General features: G+C 67.5%; 12 protein-coding genes. 3 read left to right on the top strand and 9 right to left on the bottom strand.

The features are described from left to right. Positions 1–39 precede the first annotated feature (39 nt). The 6 genes from MHA02_RS10265 to lptF all read right to left on the bottom strand — a co-directional run bounded on the left by MHA02_RS10265 (position 40) and on the right by lptF (position 7,720). On the bottom strand, positions 40–441 hold the full coding sequence (locus tag MHA02_RS10265; protein WP_147078545.1) for a hypothetical protein: 402 nt from the start codon (positions 439–441) through the stop codon (positions 40–42). A 466-nt stretch (positions 442–907) separates the two neighbouring features. Then, positions 908–1,768, bottom strand: coding sequence for a 16S rRNA (adenine(1518)-N(6)/adenine(1519)-N(6))-dimethyltransferase RsmA (rsmA, locus tag MHA02_RS10260; protein ID WP_147078544.1), 861 nt, complete (start codon positions 1,766–1,768; stop codon positions 908–910). Then, a complete protein-coding gene (gene pdxA / locus MHA02_RS10255; RefSeq protein WP_147078543.1) occupies positions 1,765–2,781 on the bottom strand; it encodes a 4-hydroxythreonine-4-phosphate dehydrogenase PdxA in 1,017 nt (338 codons plus the stop codon). Before pdxA ends, rsmA begins: the two co-directional genes overlap by 4 nt. A 24-nt stretch (positions 2,782–2,805) precedes the next feature. Continuing rightward, on the bottom strand, positions 2,806–5,397 hold the full coding sequence (locus MHA02_RS10250; protein ID WP_174804662.1) for an LPS-assembly protein LptD: 2,592 nt from the start codon (positions 5,395–5,397) through the stop codon (positions 2,806–2,808). A 57-nt stretch (positions 5,398–5,454) separates the two neighbouring features. Next, positions 5,455–6,543 carry an LPS export ABC transporter permease LptG gene (gene lptG, locus MHA02_RS10245; protein ID WP_147078542.1) on the bottom strand — a complete coding sequence of 363 codons (1,089 nt, stop codon included), beginning with the start codon at positions 6,541–6,543 and terminating at the stop codon, positions 5,455–5,457. A 7-nt stretch (positions 6,544–6,550) separates the two neighbouring features. Continuing rightward, on the bottom strand, positions 6,551–7,720 hold the full coding sequence (lptF, locus tag MHA02_RS10240) for an LPS export ABC transporter permease LptF (protein ID WP_147078541.1): 1,170 nt from the start codon (positions 7,718–7,720) through the stop codon (positions 6,551–6,553). A gap of 227 nt (positions 7,721–7,947) precedes the next feature. Here lptF and MHA02_RS10235 point away from each other — a divergent pair, with 227 nt between their 5' ends. The 3 genes from MHA02_RS10235 to MHA02_RS10225 all read left to right on the top strand — a co-directional run bounded on the left by MHA02_RS10235 (position 7,948) and on the right by MHA02_RS10225 (position 11,917). Continuing rightward, complete coding sequence (locus tag MHA02_RS10235; RefSeq protein ID WP_147078540.1) at positions 7,948–9,444, top strand: leucyl aminopeptidase; 1,497 nt, start codon at positions 7,948–7,950, stop codon at positions 9,442–9,444. After that, on the top strand, positions 9,441–10,142 hold the full coding sequence (locus MHA02_RS10230) for a hypothetical protein (protein WP_238180243.1): 702 nt from the start codon (positions 9,441–9,443) through the stop codon (positions 10,140–10,142). Before MHA02_RS10235 ends, MHA02_RS10230 begins: the two co-directional genes overlap by 4 nt. 74 nt (positions 10,143–10,216) lie before the next feature. Next, positions 10,217–11,917 (top strand): AMP-binding protein, encoded by a 1,701-nt coding sequence (locus MHA02_RS10225; RefSeq protein WP_238180242.1) that lies wholly within the window; start codon positions 10,217–10,219, stop codon positions 11,915–11,917. Positions 11,918–12,040: 123 nt separating this feature from the next. On the opposite strand, the gene MHA02_RS10220 is transcribed toward MHA02_RS10225, so the two are convergent. From MHA02_RS10220 to trxB, 3 genes are all read right to left on the bottom strand, one after another. Further along, a complete protein-coding gene (locus MHA02_RS10220; RefSeq protein ID WP_147078538.1) occupies positions 12,041–12,319 on the bottom strand; it encodes a YARHG domain-containing protein in 279 nt (92 codons plus the stop codon). Positions 12,320–12,384: 65 nt separating this feature from the next. Further along, entirely contained in the window at positions 12,385–13,275 is an 891-nt protein-coding gene (locus tag MHA02_RS10215) for a LysR family transcriptional regulator (RefSeq protein WP_147078568.1), read from the bottom strand. 261 nt (positions 13,276–13,536) lie between these two features. Then, positions 13,537–14,514: a thioredoxin-disulfide reductase gene (gene trxB / locus MHA02_RS10210; protein ID WP_147078537.1), complete on the bottom strand. Its 978-nt coding sequence runs from the start codon at positions 14,512–14,514 to the stop codon at positions 13,537–13,539. Positions 14,515–14,565: the final 51 nt, after the last annotated feature.

The raw sequence follows: 14,565 nt of genomic DNA, 5'->3' as shown, positions 1-14,565 counted from the left end.
CCATTCGACGAGCCGGGATCCGGCTCGTCACCCGAGAACTCAGTCGGCCAGCGCAGTGCGCGTGGTTTGGCGGCGCGCCGTCCAGCGACCGGAGCAGAGCGCGGACACCTTCCAGGTGCCGGAGCCGCTTTGGGTCTGCAGCCGTCCCGAGGCCGAACCGTTTGCCGCGCTCGTCGCGACGTTGAGGCCGACCGCGCCGTCCCGGCCCACCCGGCCGGTCACCGTCGCGGCACTGCTCGCCGCCCGAGCGATCGGCCGGACTTGACCGTCTTGCACCGAGAGCGAGTAGCTGTATCGCGCATCGCAGAGCGCACCGGTTTCGGTCACCAGTTCGACGGACCAGTTGCCGTCGTAGTTCGCACCGTCGCGTGCTCCCGCCGGAAGCGCCATGTGCGAGGTCAGGCCGGCGGCGAGGGCGAACGTGAGGGCGAGCTTCGACATGCGTCATCCATCCGAGGGATCGGGGGAGTCGAAGCGATAGCCTGCCTCGAACCGGGTGTGTTGAGATGCGCGCAGTATGCGCAGTGAAACGGCGAGAATGTGACGCGACGAAGCGCGGCCGCACGCTGCCGTTTGGTAATGGCCGAGGTTGAACCGTATGTCTTCACAACAAAATCCGGCGCGCATAAGTTCCAATCTTTAGTTGTTTGATCTGTTGAAAATCGAAGATCACGCGCATTGCGGCACCCCAGCCTATCAATTCCGCCAAGTACTCTGTGTTTTTTGCGTTGTGATACGGCGATCGTTCGAACGGAGCGGGATCGGCCCGGTGCTCGCGCTGACGGAAACGGGTTCGATCGACGCAGCCAGCAAAAAAAGACCCGCGCCGGCTGGGACCGGGCGGGTAAGGCAAGATCTCGCGCCCCTTGGAGGAAAGCGCATAGGGTCAACGGATCAGCGCGCGGCCTTAATCCGGTGACCGACCCGCGAGCGCGCGGGCCAGGGCGACGAAGCCCTCCACCGAAATCTCCTCGGCGCGCGCCGTCTCAGGCAGGCCCGTTTCCGCCAGGAGCCGGCTGGGATCGGGCGTCGCCGCCTTGAGGCTCTGGCGCAGCATCTTGCGGCGCTGCCCGAAGGCGGCGCGGGTGATCGTCTCCAGCGCCTTGATCGCGCAGGACAGAGGCTGTCGCCTCGGCAACAGGGAGACCACGCTCGACGTCACCTTCGGCGGCGGCACGAAGGCGGAGGCGGCCACGTCGAAAAGAATCGACGCCTCGGTCCGCCATCCGCAGAGGACGCCGAGGCGCCCGTAATTGGCCCGGTCGTCGGTGTCGGCGACGATACGCTCGGCCACCTCGCGCTGGAACATCAGCACGGCCCGGTCCCACCAGGGCGGCCATTGGGCATCGGTGAGCCAGTCGGTGAGAAGCGTCGTGCCGACGTTGTAGGGCAGGTTCGCGACGATCCGCGCCGGTCCGTCCCCAATCAGCGGACGCGGGTCGAAGCCGACGGCATCGGCGTCGACCACCTCCAGCCGTCCCGGATAATGGGCGGCGATCTCGGCGAGCGCCGGCAGAGCGCGCGGATCGCGCTCGATCGCGATGACCGTCTTGGCGCCCTCGGCCAGCAGCGCGCGGGTGAGGCCGCCGGGTCCGGGGCCGACTTCGACGACGGTGACGCCATCGAGCGGCCCGGCGGCCCGCGCGATGCGGCCGGTCAAGTTGAGGTCGAACAGGAAGTTCTGGCCGAGCGACTTCTTCGGCTCCAGCCCGTGCCACTTCACGACCTCGCGGAGTGGCGGAAGGCCGTCGGAGGCGAGTTCACTCATGGCCGGTTCGCCAGACGGTGGGCGAGGCGGAGCGCCGCGATCAGGCTGTCGGGCCGGGCGATACCCTGTCCGGCGATGTCGAAGGCGGTGCCGTGGTCCGGCGAGGTCCGGACGAAGGGCAGACCCAAGGTGACGTTGACGCCGTCGTCGAAGGCCAGCGTCTTGATCGGGATCAGGGCCTGATCATGGGTCGGCGTCAGCGCGACGTCGTAAGTGGCGCGCGCGCGCTCATGGAACAGGGTGTCGGCCGGCAGCGGCCCCCGGATGTCGATGCCCTCGGAGCGTAGCCGTGCAACCGCGGGCGCGAGAACCTCGCGATCCTCGGTGCCCATGGTCCCGGCCTCACCCGCATGCGGGTTCAGGCCCGACAAGACGAGGCGCGGACTTGCGAGGCCGAAGCGCTCGCGCAAACCCGCGGCGACGATCCGCGCAGTGCGCTCGACGAGATCTTGCGTCAGCAGATCCGGCACCCGGCGGAGCGCCACGTGGATCGTGATCGGCACCACGGCGAGGGTCTCGCTCCAGAGCATCATCACCGGCAGCGGCACCGTCCCTTCGGGGCCGGCGGCGAGGGCTGCCAGGAATTCGGTATGCCCGGGATGGACGAAGCCGACCCGGGTGAGCACGAACTTGGCGATCGGGTTCGTGACGACGGCCGAGGCGCGCCCTGCGCGGACCAGATCGACCGCTGCGGTGATCGACTCGATGATCGCGCCCGCATTGGCGGGGTCCGGCGCACCGGGCTTCGCCGCGACGCGAGCGCCGCTTGGCAGCGGCCAGACCGGCAAGGCCTTCGGAAACACCTCGATGGTTGATTCCGGCTCGACCTCGGCGACCGGCACGAACAGGCCGAGCCGGTGGGCGGTGGCCTCGATGAAATCGGGGTCGCCGATCATCAGGAAGGGCGGCACGCCCCGCTCCGTCCGGGCGCGCCAGGCGGCGAGGGCGATCTCCGGCCCGATCCCGGCCGGGTCTCCGAGTGTCAGCGCCAGCGGTATGTCGTCGGTCATGATCCGGCGACTACAGCAATCCGAGGGTCAGCGCACCGTGGCGATGCCGTCGGCCGTCGTGGTGGTGCCGACGTTCTGGCGCAGGTCGGCCTCGCCGAGCGTCTTCAGCTCGATGCGCAGCAGCACGGTCTGGTTGCGCTCGCGCACACCGATGGCCGTGGCGATCGGCGAGTTGATGTAGTTCAGTGACACCGTGGTGCACTCATCCTGGTAGCCGGCGCCGAGGCTCATGCCGGACAGATAGAAGCGGCCGGGATTCTCGTAGACCGGCGCGGCGCCGACGGGGTTGGCGAGGAAGGCGGTGAAGGCGTCGGCGTAGAGGTCGCGCGTGTCGAGATAGCGGGTCAGGTCGAGCAACGCCGAGCCCGAGACGAACCAGTTCGGCGTGATGTGGTAGGTCGCCGACGCGGTCAGACCCTCGCGGCGATGGCTGAAGCCGAGCGCCGGCTGAGCGCCGTAGAAGGAATAGAACACCGAGGTATCGAGGGGCAGGAACGGTGCGAAGCGCGCCGTCACCCCGGCCTCGAAGCGGTTGAGACCGAGGTCACCCTGGCCGAGCCGGGCGCGGGCGATGAAGCTGATGTTCTGGTTCGGCGAGAGCTGGGCGCGGCCGACGAAATCGGAGCGCTGGTTCTCGAGGCCGGAATCCAACCCGACATTGGCGATGTCGCCGCGGCGGAACGAATTGACGCCGGCGATGGCGATGGACTCGCCGGCCATCAGGTTGGCGTACCAGCCCGACGGCGTGACCACGGAATACTGGCCGCCGAGATTGGCGCGCACGCCGCCCTCGACCCGGTCGTAGCCCGAGAACTTGTCCCATTCGAACAGCGACGTGTCGTCGAAGACGAGGCTCTGCGCGTCCTCGTTCGGCAGGCGCCCGATCCGGGTCTCGCTCGGGCGCGCGATCACCTGGGCGATCGGCTCGATGGTGTGGACGCCGAGCATCCCGAAATCGGAGACGAAGGGATAGCGCCAGTCGATGCCGATCGCCGGCATCACCCGGCCGGCGATCTCGTCGTTGACGGTGGCGATATTGCTGACCAGGGCGTTCTGGAAGCCGGACAGGCTCGGGCTGTCGAAGAACGTGTCGGCGCGCAGATACGTGAACGGCGTCCAGGCCATTCCGTAATCGTCGATGAAGGTACGGCGCCAGGACGCCTGCGCGGACATCCGCGTGTTCGTGCCGGCAAGGCCGCGAACGAGGCAGGTGGCGCGCGTGAAGGTCGTGCAGGTCTCGTAGAGCGGGTAGCTGAGCCCGTTGACGCTCGGCGACAGCAGGTAGGTGCCCGTGCGCGGGATGCCCTGGAAGTCGGTGGTCTCGCGGGTCAGGCTGGTGACGTTCGCCTCGAATCGCACCTCGCCGCCGATGGGATCGGGGCCGTTGATCCGCTTGTCGTAGTCGATGACCGGCGCGACGATCGGCTGTTCCTTCTGCCAGTCGAAGCTCGACAGGGACTTGAAGTAGTAGCCACGCGCTTCGAACCATGAGCGGTCACCCTGGCCGATCAGGTAGGCCGTCGAGACCGCTTCGCGAAAGTAGTCGGTCGTCACGCTCTGGTTGCGGATGCGGTAATTGTCGAGGAACCACTTGTCGCTCACGCCGACGAGGTCCCAGCCCGTCCGCCAACGATCGTTGATGAAGAAGCGGCCCTTCGACTCGACCGAGCCGCGGAAGTCGCGGTCGGCCGCGCCCAGCGGCCCGGGCAGGAACGCGCTCGGCGTCGACTGGAAAATGCCGGACAGGCGCACGCTGAAGGAGCCGTTGTCGAGGCGCTGGCGGTACTCGCCCTGGCCGAGCACGCCCTGCCGGCTGACGAAGGTCGGCGTCAGCGTGAGATCGTAGCTCGGATCGAGGTTGATGAAGAACGGCGTGCCGACGCCGGTGCCGAGCGCCGTCGAGGTGATGAAGCGCGGCGTCAGAAATCCGGTCTTGCGCTTCACGGTCGGATCGGCGGACTCGAAATACGGCAGGTAGGCCACCGGGATGCCGGCGATCTCCAGCGTCGAGTCCTCGTAGTAGATCGTGTGCGTCTCGCTGTTCTGGATGATCTTGGCGGCTTTGATCTGCCAGAGCGGCGGTTTTTCGGGGTGGTCCTTACAGGGCTCGCAGGCGGTGTAGGTGGCGTAGTCGAAGCTGGTCTGCTCGCCGTCGATCCGCTCGGCGCGCGGCGCCGCGATCCGGGTCCGGACCGGCTGGCCCTTCTGCTCGATCGTGGTCTGAATGCGCAGGCTGTCGATGAAGCCGCTCTTGAAGTCGTCCGTGAGCTCCATGCGCTCGCCGGTGACCACCGAGCCGGTGTCGTCGGTCAGGCGGACGTTGCCCTCGGCGAAGACGCGGCTGGTGGCGCGATCGTAGCGCACGCGGTCTGCCTGCAGCGTACGGGCGCCGTAATGCAGCTCCGCGTTGCCGCGGGCGACGACGGTGTTCTTGTCGTTGTCGTAGATGAGCTCGTCGGCCTCCACGAGCAGCCGCTCGTTGCCCTTGGGCTTCGCGGCACCGGAGAGCTTCGACTCGATCCCACTCTGGGCGAACGCCTGCGGTGCCGCGGTGGTGATCACCGAGAGCAGAAGCAGGGCCAAGCCGGCTTGGACCGTGATGGCGGTGACCTTACGCAACGGGTCTCCAAAACCTTTTCCGGGTCGCCGTCTGCGTCTCGCGTCGGAAGCCGGACCTTAGCCGTCTTCCTGGTAGAGAAGCGTGAGCGTACCGAGCAAACTCCCTACCACGGCCGGGAACCACGCCGCCACTGGCGCGGCGATCAAACCGGAGGCTCCCAACCCCTCCATCACCTGCCGCACGACGTACAGGAGGAAGCCTGCTGCCACACCGCCGAGGACCAGTTTTCCCACCCCACCAAAGCGGAAGAACCTTAAGGAAACCGTTGCCGCGACTAGCACCATGGCCAGAAACAGCAGCGGCCGGGCGGTCAGCACATCGTACTGCAAACGGTACCGCGTGGCGTCCAAACCGGCCCGTTCGGTGCGTGCGATCGTTGCCTGCAGTTGCCAGAAGGGCACAGATTCCGGGGGGGTGAAGCGCTGCCGGACCTGGCCCGGGTCGAGATTCGAGGCGATCAGGTAGGTGTCGAAGCTCTCCGGCGGCTCGTCCTTCACGTGAACCCGGGTGTCCTGCAGCTCCCAGTAGCCATCGTGCAGGATCGCACGGGCCGCGACGATCTGGGACTGGAAGTCGCCGGCATCGCTGAAGGTGAAGACGGTGACGCCGGCCAGCGTCGTCGTGCCCTCGATCGCCGTCTCCGCCCGGATGATGGCCTCGCCGTCGAGGCCGCGCTGGCGCAGCCAGAGATCCTTGCCCGAGCTCGCCTTGGTCGACTTGGCGAAGATCTTCGCCTCGATCTCCGTGGAGCGCTGCTTCATCATCGCCGAGAGCGGGTTGTAGATCCCGATCGATACGGCGCCGATGCCGAGCGCCACGAACAGGCCCGGCTGCAGGAACTGCCAGGCCGAGATCCCAGCCGCCCGCGCCACCACGAGTTCGAGCTTGCGCGAAAGCTGCAGCAGCGCGGCCATCGAGCCGAACAGGATGGCGAAGGGCAAAACGCCTTCGGCGACCGCCGGGGTCCGGTAGAGCGACAGCTGCGCCATCAGCCCGGGGGAGGCGCCTTCGGTATCGCCGGCGCGTCTCAGCAGCTCGACGAAGTCGAGGGTATAGACCAGCGCGAACACGGTGATGAAGACGCCGAGGATCGTGCGCAGGAAGCGCATCGCGAAGTAGCGCCCGAGGGTCGGTCCGATCAGCACGATGGGGTCAGCCGGTCCCGAGGCGCGGCCGGCGCGCGAGGCCGAAGAACCGTGCCTTCACGAAGCGGCCGAGACCTGCATTGAAGTTTCGCACCTGCGCACCGTAGAAGATCAGGAGGCTGGACAGGCCGATGGCCAACAGCGGCACCGCGTAGATGGCGACCACGGCGCCCTGGCTGCGCACGGCCGCGCTCGACGCCGCGAAGCCCGCGATGCGCAGGGCGACGACCCCGAGCACCGCGCCCGCCACCGCAAGCCCGCGGCCTTGGCGCGTGGTGCGCGGATCGCCGAGGGCGGCGAAGGCGATGAAGGCGAGGGCCATCGGGTAGAGCCATGCCGAGAGCCGGTCATGCAGCTCGGCGCGGAAGCGGCCCTTCTGAAGCTTGAAATAGCCCTCGTTGCGGTCAGGGAAGAGCAGCTGCGTCGTCGAGCGCTCGCGCGGCTTGTAGATCGTGTCGCTGTCCGGCGGCGTGAAGGCGGCGAGGTCGACCGCGTAGCGCTCGAACGTCACGATGGAGGAATCGCGCGAATCCTTCTGCTGTCGGTGGACGCTGCCCTTCTCGAGCGTCAGGTAGGTAGCGCCGTCGTAGTCGGTCACGACGCCCTTCTCGGCGAGGTAGACCACGGTCTTTCCCGCCTCGCGCTTGTCCTGGATGAACAGGCCGTTGAGCGACCCGTCCCGTCCGCGCTCGCGGAAGTGGAAGGTGATGCCGCTGTCGAGCTGGGTGAACTGGCCTTCCTTCACGACGTTGGCGACGAAATCGCCCCGCACGCGGGTGAGCACGTCGCGCAACTCCTGGAAGGAGGAGGGCATCACCTGGATGGTCAGGAACGCCACCATCAGGCTGATCGCCAGCGCCAGGGTGAAGAACGGCTTGAGAATGCGCCGCGGCGCCATGCCGGCGGCCGACATCACGATCAGCTCGGAATCCCCGTTCAGCCTGTTCAGCGCGTAGATCACGGCGATGAACAGGGCCACCGGGGCGATCACGGTGATCAGCGTCGGCAGCGACAGGCCGGTGATGAACAGGAAGACGAGAAGCGTCTGGCCCTTGGCCGTGACGAGGTCGAGCTCGCGGAGCGCCTGCGTCACCCAGATCGTGCCGGTGAGCCCGATCAGGCAGGCGAGGAACGCGCCCAGCGCGATCCTGAATATGTAACGCTCGATCTGCGTCATCGCCCGTCGCGCCCAGCCGCTCCCAGTGCGGGTAACCTAAGTGCCGAGCCGACCCGGAACCCTCGGCTCAGACACCCCGAGTTGGGCCGTTTCACGGCACCCGTCCATCGCGTTGCGTTCTGCGCCTCAGAGGGTACACAGGGCCATGGACGCCGCCCCCCGATCGGGTGCGAAGACGGAGCGGTTCTATGGAGCCGCGGTCGCTAAGAGGGTTGGAAAGCTAAACGATGGCGGATGGTATCGGAATCGCCTTTCAGCCGCTGTCCTCGAAGGGCAGCGGTGATCTCGTCTTGTTCGTCGGGGACGATCTCGCGCTCTCTTCGGCGGCTTCCGAGGCCGTCGGCCGGGCCGGGGCAGACCTCGTGACGCGCGCAGCCGCCAGCGAGCGCTTCAAGGGCAAGTCGCAGAGCGCTCTGACCCTTCCGGCGCCCGCCGGCGTCGAGGCCGACCGACTCGTCGTCATCGGGCTCGGTTCCGAGAAGGACCGCGCCAAGATCGACTACGTGACGCTCGGCGGCTTCACGGCCGGCAAGGTCTCCGGCCGCACCGCCCGCGTCGTCGTCGACTGGCCCGGCAGCGAGGCCTCGGCCCAGGACATCGCCGACTTCACCCTCGGCGCCCGCCTGCGCAGCTACAGCTTCGACCGCTACAAGACCAAGAAGAAGCCCGAGGCCGAGGACGACCGTACCACGCAGCTCACGGTGCTGAGCGCCGATCCCGCCGCCGCCGAGAAGGCCGCCGAGGCGACGCGTTCGGTGGCCGAGGGCGTGATCCTAGCCCGCAACCTCATCAACGAACCGCCGAACGTCCTCTTCCCCGAAGAGTATGCCCGCCGCGCCTCCGAGCTGACCAAGCTCGGCGTCGAGGTCGAGATCCTCGACGTCGCCAAGATGCGCGAACTCGGCATGGGCGCGCTGCTCGCCGTGGCGCAGGGCTCGGGCCGCGAGCCGCGCATCGCCGTGATGCGCTGGAACGGCGCAGACGACAAGTCGGAGCCGCCGCTGGCGCTGGTCGGCAAGGGCGTGGTGTTCGATTCCGGCGGCGTGTCGATCAAGTCGGCCGGCGGCATGGAGGATATGAAGGGCGACATGGGCGGCTCGGCCGCGGTCGTCGGCACCCTGCATGCGCTCGCCTCGCGCCGCGCCAAGGTCAACGTCATCGGCGCCATCGGCATCGTCGAGAACATGCCCGACGGCAATTCCTACCGTCCCTCGGACATCGTCACCTCGATGTCGGGCCAGACCATCGAGATCATCAACACCGACGCCGAAGGCCGCCTCGTCCTCGCCGACGTGATCTGGCACGTGAACCAGGCCTACAAGCCCAAGGCCATCATCGATCTCGCCACGCTCACCGGCGCGATCATCGTCGCGCTCGGCCAGGAGATCGCCGGCCTGTTCTCGAACGACGACGACCTCGCCGCCGCAATCACGGCTGCCGGCGAGACGGCCGGCGAGAAGGTCTGGCGGATGCCGCTGATCCCGGCCTTCGACAAGGCGATCGACTCCAAGTTCGCTGACATGAAGAACACCGGCGGCCGCCATGGCGGCGCAGCCACCGCCGCGGCCTTCATCAAGCGCTATGTCGGCGAGACGCCCTGGGCGCATCTCGACATCGCCGGCGTCGGCATGAGTTCGACCGCCAGCGAGATCAACCGCAGCTGGGGCGCCGGCTGGGGCGTGCGCCTGCTCGACCGGCTGGTGCGCGACAAATACGAGGCGTGAGCACTTCGGCGCTTCTCGTTGCGACGGCACCCCTAGCCGCCGCCCTCGCGGCGCTGATCGCCGCGTTCCTGACCGGCTTCGACCAGAGCACGCCGGTGCCGGCCGAGGTCGGGACCCGCTTCTACGGGTTCTTCCTCGACCATTACCCGCTCTACGCCTTCGCGATCGTCTATGCTCTGGTGCGGGTGATCGCCGCCGCCGTCGCGCCTGGGCCGTCGGCGGTCCTGCGCCGTGTCCTCGGCGCGGCGGTCGGCCTCGCGGCCATTCTGGGCCTGAGCCTCCACCCGACCTTCGGCGGGCTGGTCCTGCGCGGCGGCTTCATGACCGGGGGCATGGCCTTCCTCAATCAGGTACCGATGATGGCGGCCTACGCTTTCGGCGCGGCAGTCGCCGCGTCCGCACTCGGCTTCGCCATGGGCCTCGGCGTGCTCATCGCCGGACAGCCCGCCCGCGAACCGGCATCCCGGCTGCGCCGCTTCGGGCGAAGCCTCGGCACCCTGTTTTCGCGGTTTCTCGCGCTCTGGTACGCGCTCGCCGTGCTTGGATTCGCACGCACGATCGGGCTCGGACCCTGGCCGCGCCGGCCCCTCGATTCCAGCGACGTGGCGCTGGTCGCGGCCTGCCTCGTCGTCGCCTTCCTGCCGCATGTACTGATCTCCGCCCTGCGAGCGGATCGGTCCGCATCGGCCGCGGGTTGATCGGTCCCGGTCGATCCCGCTAAGCCAAGTAGCCGTACGAGCCGCAGCAGAAGGCTCGACGCAGGGAGAACACCATGGCCGATCCAGTGGCCGGCGACCGCAGCGGCGCGCGCCCGTGGTTGTCCGCCTATCCGCCCGGCGTTCCGGCCGAGATCGACGTCGAACGCCTGGGAACTCTCGTCGACCTGATCGACCACGGCACCGCCGCCTATGCCGACCGTCCGGCCCTGATCAGCTTCGGCAAGAGCGTCAGCTATGGTGAGCTCGGCGCGGCCTCGGACGGCGTCTCGTCATGGCTCGGTGCCCTGGGCATGGCCAAGGGCGACCGTGTGGCACTGATGATGCCGAACGTCGCCGCCTATCCGGCTGCCCTGCTCGGTGTTCTCGTGGCCGGCTGCACCGCCGTCAACGTCAACCCCCTCTACACGCCGCGTGAGCTCATCGGGCAGCTGGACGATTCGGGCGCGCGCATCCTGTTCGTGCTGGAAAACTTTGCCCACACCGTCGCCGAGGCTCTGCCGAAGCTGCCGAAACTCGAGCGAGTGGTCATCGTGGGACCGGGCGATTGCTTGGGGCTCAAGGGCAAGGTGATCGACATCGCCTCGCGCTACATCAAGCGCGCCGTGCCGCCGTTCGCGCTTCCGCCGCGGATCGTCACGCGCTTCGACGCCGTCTTGCGCGCCGGCCGCAAGCTGCCGCGCCACCGCATCGCGGTTGGGCCCGACGATCTCGCCTTTCTGCAATATACCGGCGGCACGACGGGGATCGCCAAGGCGGCGATGCTGACCCACCGCAACATCGTGGCCAACGTCGAACAATGCCGGACCTGGTTCCGCGTATCCGGCGAAGACGGTCAGGAGCGGGTGATGGTGACGGCGTTGCCACTTTACCACATCTTCGCGCTGACGGCCTGCTTCTTCTTCTTCCTCGATATCGGCGGCTGCTGCCTGCTGATCGCCAATCCGCGCGACGTCGACGGCTTCGTGAAAACGCTGGCTTCGAGCCGCTTCACGCATCTTTCCGGGGTCAACACGCTCTACAACCTGCTGGTGAATCACCCGAAACTCGGCACCATCGATTTTTCTGGGAATGGCTACCACATCGCCGGAGGAATGGCCGTCCAGGCGGCCGTCGCCGCCAAGTGGAAGGCGGCCACGGGCCGGGTCCTGATCGAGGGCTACGGTCTCTCGGAGACCTCGCCGGTCGCCACGATCAACCCGGTCGATCTCGACGAATGGTCGGGAACGATCGGGTATCCGGTCTCCTCCACGGACATCACGATCCGGGACGCCGACGGCCGGGACGTGCCCTACGGCGAGCCCGGCGAGCTCTGCGTGCGTGGGCCGCAGGTGATGGCCGGCTACTGGAAACGTCCCGACGAGACGCGGGCCGCGATGACGGAGGACGGCTACTTCCGCACCGGCGACGTCGCGACGATGGCTGCGAGTGGCGCAGTCCGCATCGTCGACCGGATGAAGGACATGATCCTCGTCTCCGGCTTCAACGTCTATCCGAACGAGGTCGAGGACGTGCTCGCCAAGCACCCGTCCGTGCTCGAATGCGCCGTGGTCGGCAGCCGCTGCGAGGACGGCGAGGTTGTCGTGGCACATGTGGTGATGAAGGGCGAGGCCGTCGCGCCGGAAGTCCTGAAAGCCCATGCGCGCTCGGAACTCACCGGCTACAAGGTCCCCCGCCGCATCGTCTTCCACGAGAGCCTGCCGAAGACCAATGTCGGCAAAGTGCTGCGGCGGGCGCTGCGGGATCTGGATTCTTGAGCGCGGGCGCGAGCCCGATACGGGTCATCCGATCGCGTCGCGGCTTTCTCCACTCGCAAAGACGGCCGAGCATTTCGCCGACCATCGCCTGAGCGTATCAGCCGGAAACGCAACGGTACCCGCTCATTGCGGACAGCCGTTGGCCCGCTCGTAGCTCTTCAGCTCCCCCACGGTCGTGCGCTGGCGCGCTGAGAGCGGCACATCCTCGACGGCGTCGTAGGAGCAGCCGGCATTGCCGAAGGCGCGGATGCCACGCGGTGTCCGGAAGCAGTAGCCGGCTTGCTTGTAGATCAGGTTGCGCTGGTACCAGGCTTCCTCGCAGCCATCCGCTCGTGCCGATGGTGCCGCCAAGCCCGTCACCAGCATGCCCGACAGACCGACGAGCACGAACGAGAATCGCATGGAAAGTCCCCTCTGACTGCCGTCAGCCGATCACGCCGGGGCTTTCCTGTCGAGCTTCCGCTGTCTCAATATGCCCAGCGCTGTGCCTTGGAGACCAGAAAGTCGCGAAACGCCTGAACGCGGGCGACCGAACGCATTTCCTCGGCATAGACGAGATAACTCTCCATGCTCGGCATCTCGCTCTCCCGCAGGACCTGCACAAGGGTCTGGTTCCCGTCGATGGCGTAGTCCGGCAGGATCCCGATGCCGGCGCCGGCCCGCATGGCTTCATGCAGCGCCGCGACGTTGTTGACGGTGAAACTGATCGGGCGCCGCTCGCGGCCATCCCGTCCGATGCTGGCGAGGTAGTGCGTCGCGAGCAGGTAGGACGGCTCGTTGCCGCCGAACGAGATCAGACGGTGCTCGTCGAGGTCGTCGAGGGATTTCGGTTCGCCGAAGCGCTTGATGTAATCCGGGCTGGCGAAGGCGTGGTAATGCACCGTGAACAGGCGGCGCTGGATCAGGTCCGGCTGCGCCGGCCGCCGCATCCGGATGGCGATGTCGGCCTCGCGCATGGCGAGATCGAGCTCCTCGTTGGTGAGGATCAGCTCGATGCGGACCTCTGGGTAGAGGTCGAGGAATTCCGAGACGCGCTGGGCCAGCCACGAGGTCCCGAGTCCGACCGTCGTCGTCACGCGGAGGTCGCCCGAGGGACGCTCGCTGGTCTCGACGAGGCGGGCCTGCGTGTTCTCGAGCCGCAACTTCATGTCCCGCGCGGCGCGGAACAGGAGGTCGCCCTGCTCGGTGAGGATGAGGCCGCGGGCGTGGCGGTGGAACAGCGGTGCCTTCAGCTCCCGCTCCAGCGCACTGATCTGGCGGCTCACCGCCGACTGGCTGAGACCGATATCGTCGCCGGCCCGCGTGAAACTGCCGGCCTCCGCGACGTTGAGGAATATGCGGATCTTGTCCCAGTCCACGGCCGTGCCTCCCGTACGCATACCGAGACGCCTCCCGCCCGGCTCGTTGGCCGGGCGGTTCCTCGCCCCAGGCGTCTTCCGGCTAGCCCCCGATTCCTCGCGACCGGAACACGACCGACTGGATCGATCGTGCCGCCGCCAGACGGAATCCCGCGCTGCCAGCTTCTGCCGACATCGCACAGGTTAGCCTGCCAGGATTGCGAATTGGTTGCGAAAGGCCGCGTGTCAACATCTTAACATTCGATGACCTGCAACCAGGGATTATTCCGCAGCGGCTTGGGTTGGATTTTCGCCGACTTCGAGGGCCGCGAGATACTTTTCTGCCTCCAGGGCGGCCATGCAGCCCATGCCCGCCGCGGTCACCGCCTGACGATAGACGTCGTCCGTGACGTCGCCCGCAGCGAACACGCCGGGGATGTCCGTTGCGGTGGAGCCGGGCCGCACGTTGAGATAGCCGCCATGGCGCATCGGCAGCTGCCCCTCGAAGACCTTGGTCGCCGGCTGATGGCCGATCGCCACGAAGATGCCCTCGGTGACGTGCTCGCGGATCGCCCCGGTGCGGGTATCCTTGAGGCGCAGATGCGTGACGGCGGGCGCCGGATCGGTCCTGCCGCAGATTTCCTCGACGGCGTGATGCCAGATCACCTCGACGTTCGGGTGCTTGAACAGGCGCTCCTGCAGGATGCGCTCGGCCCGGAAGTCGCCGCGGCGATGGACGACGGTGACCTTGCTCGCGAGATTGGCCAGATACAGCGCCTCCTCGACGGCGGTGTTGCCGCCGCCGATCACCGTGACCTCCTTGCCTCGGAAGAAGAAGCCGTCGCAGGTGGCGCAGGCCGAGACGCCGAAGCCCTGGAACCTGGCCTCGGAGGGGATGCCGAGCCACTTGGCCTGCGCGCCGGTGGAGATGATCAGCGCATCGCAGGAATAGGTCTCGCCCGAATCGGCCACCAGACGGAACGGCCGGCTCTTCAGGTCGACCTCAGTGATGTATTCGGAGACGACCTTGGTGCCGACATGCTCGGCCTGGAGGCGCATCTGCTCCATCAGCCAGGGACCCTGGATCACGTCGGCGAAGCCAGGATAATTTTCGACATCCGTCGTGATCATCAGCTGCCCGCCGGGCTGGAAGCCCGAGATCAGTAGCGGCTCGACCAGCGCACGCGCCGCATAGATCGCCGCCGTGTAGCCGGCCGGACCGGAGCCGATGATCACGAGCTTCGCGTGCGTATGGGCCATGTCATCCGTCTCCTTGCCCGGGCTTTCAGGCCGGTATGTCGCGGGTCGTCG

Source organism: Methylobacterium haplocladii (genome assembly GCF_007992175.1).
Classification (GTDB): Bacteria; Pseudomonadota; Alphaproteobacteria; order Rhizobiales; family Beijerinckiaceae; genus Methylobacterium; species Methylobacterium haplocladii.
Note: the sequence above shows the minus strand (reverse complement) of the source record. Positions and strands in the feature narration are given on the sequence as shown.

Coding starts and splice junctions, on each gene's coding strand:
- MHA02_RS10265 (WP_147078545.1), bottom strand. CDS start 441: ATGTCGAAGCTCGCCCTCACGTTCGCCCTCGCCGCCGGCCTGACCTCG.
- rsmA (WP_147078544.1), bottom strand. CDS start 1,768: ATGAGTGAACTCGCCTCCGACGGCCTTCCGCCACTCCGCGAGGTCGTG.
- lptF (WP_147078541.1), bottom strand. CDS start 7,720: ATGACGCAGATCGAGCGTTACATATTCAGGATCGCGCTGGGCGCGTTC.
- MHA02_RS10235 (WP_147078540.1), top strand. CDS start 7,948: ATGGCGGATGGTATCGGAATCGCCTTTCAGCCGCTGTCCTCGAAGGGC.
- MHA02_RS10225 (WP_238180242.1), top strand. CDS start 10,217: ATGGCCGATCCAGTGGCCGGCGACCGCAGCGGCGCGCGCCCGTGGTTG.
- MHA02_RS10220 (WP_147078538.1), bottom strand. CDS start 12,319: ATGCGATTCTCGTTCGTGCTCGTCGGTCTGTCGGGCATGCTGGTGACG.
- trxB (WP_147078537.1), bottom strand. CDS start 14,514: ATGGCCCATACGCACGCGAAGCTCGTGATCATCGGCTCCGGTCCGGCC.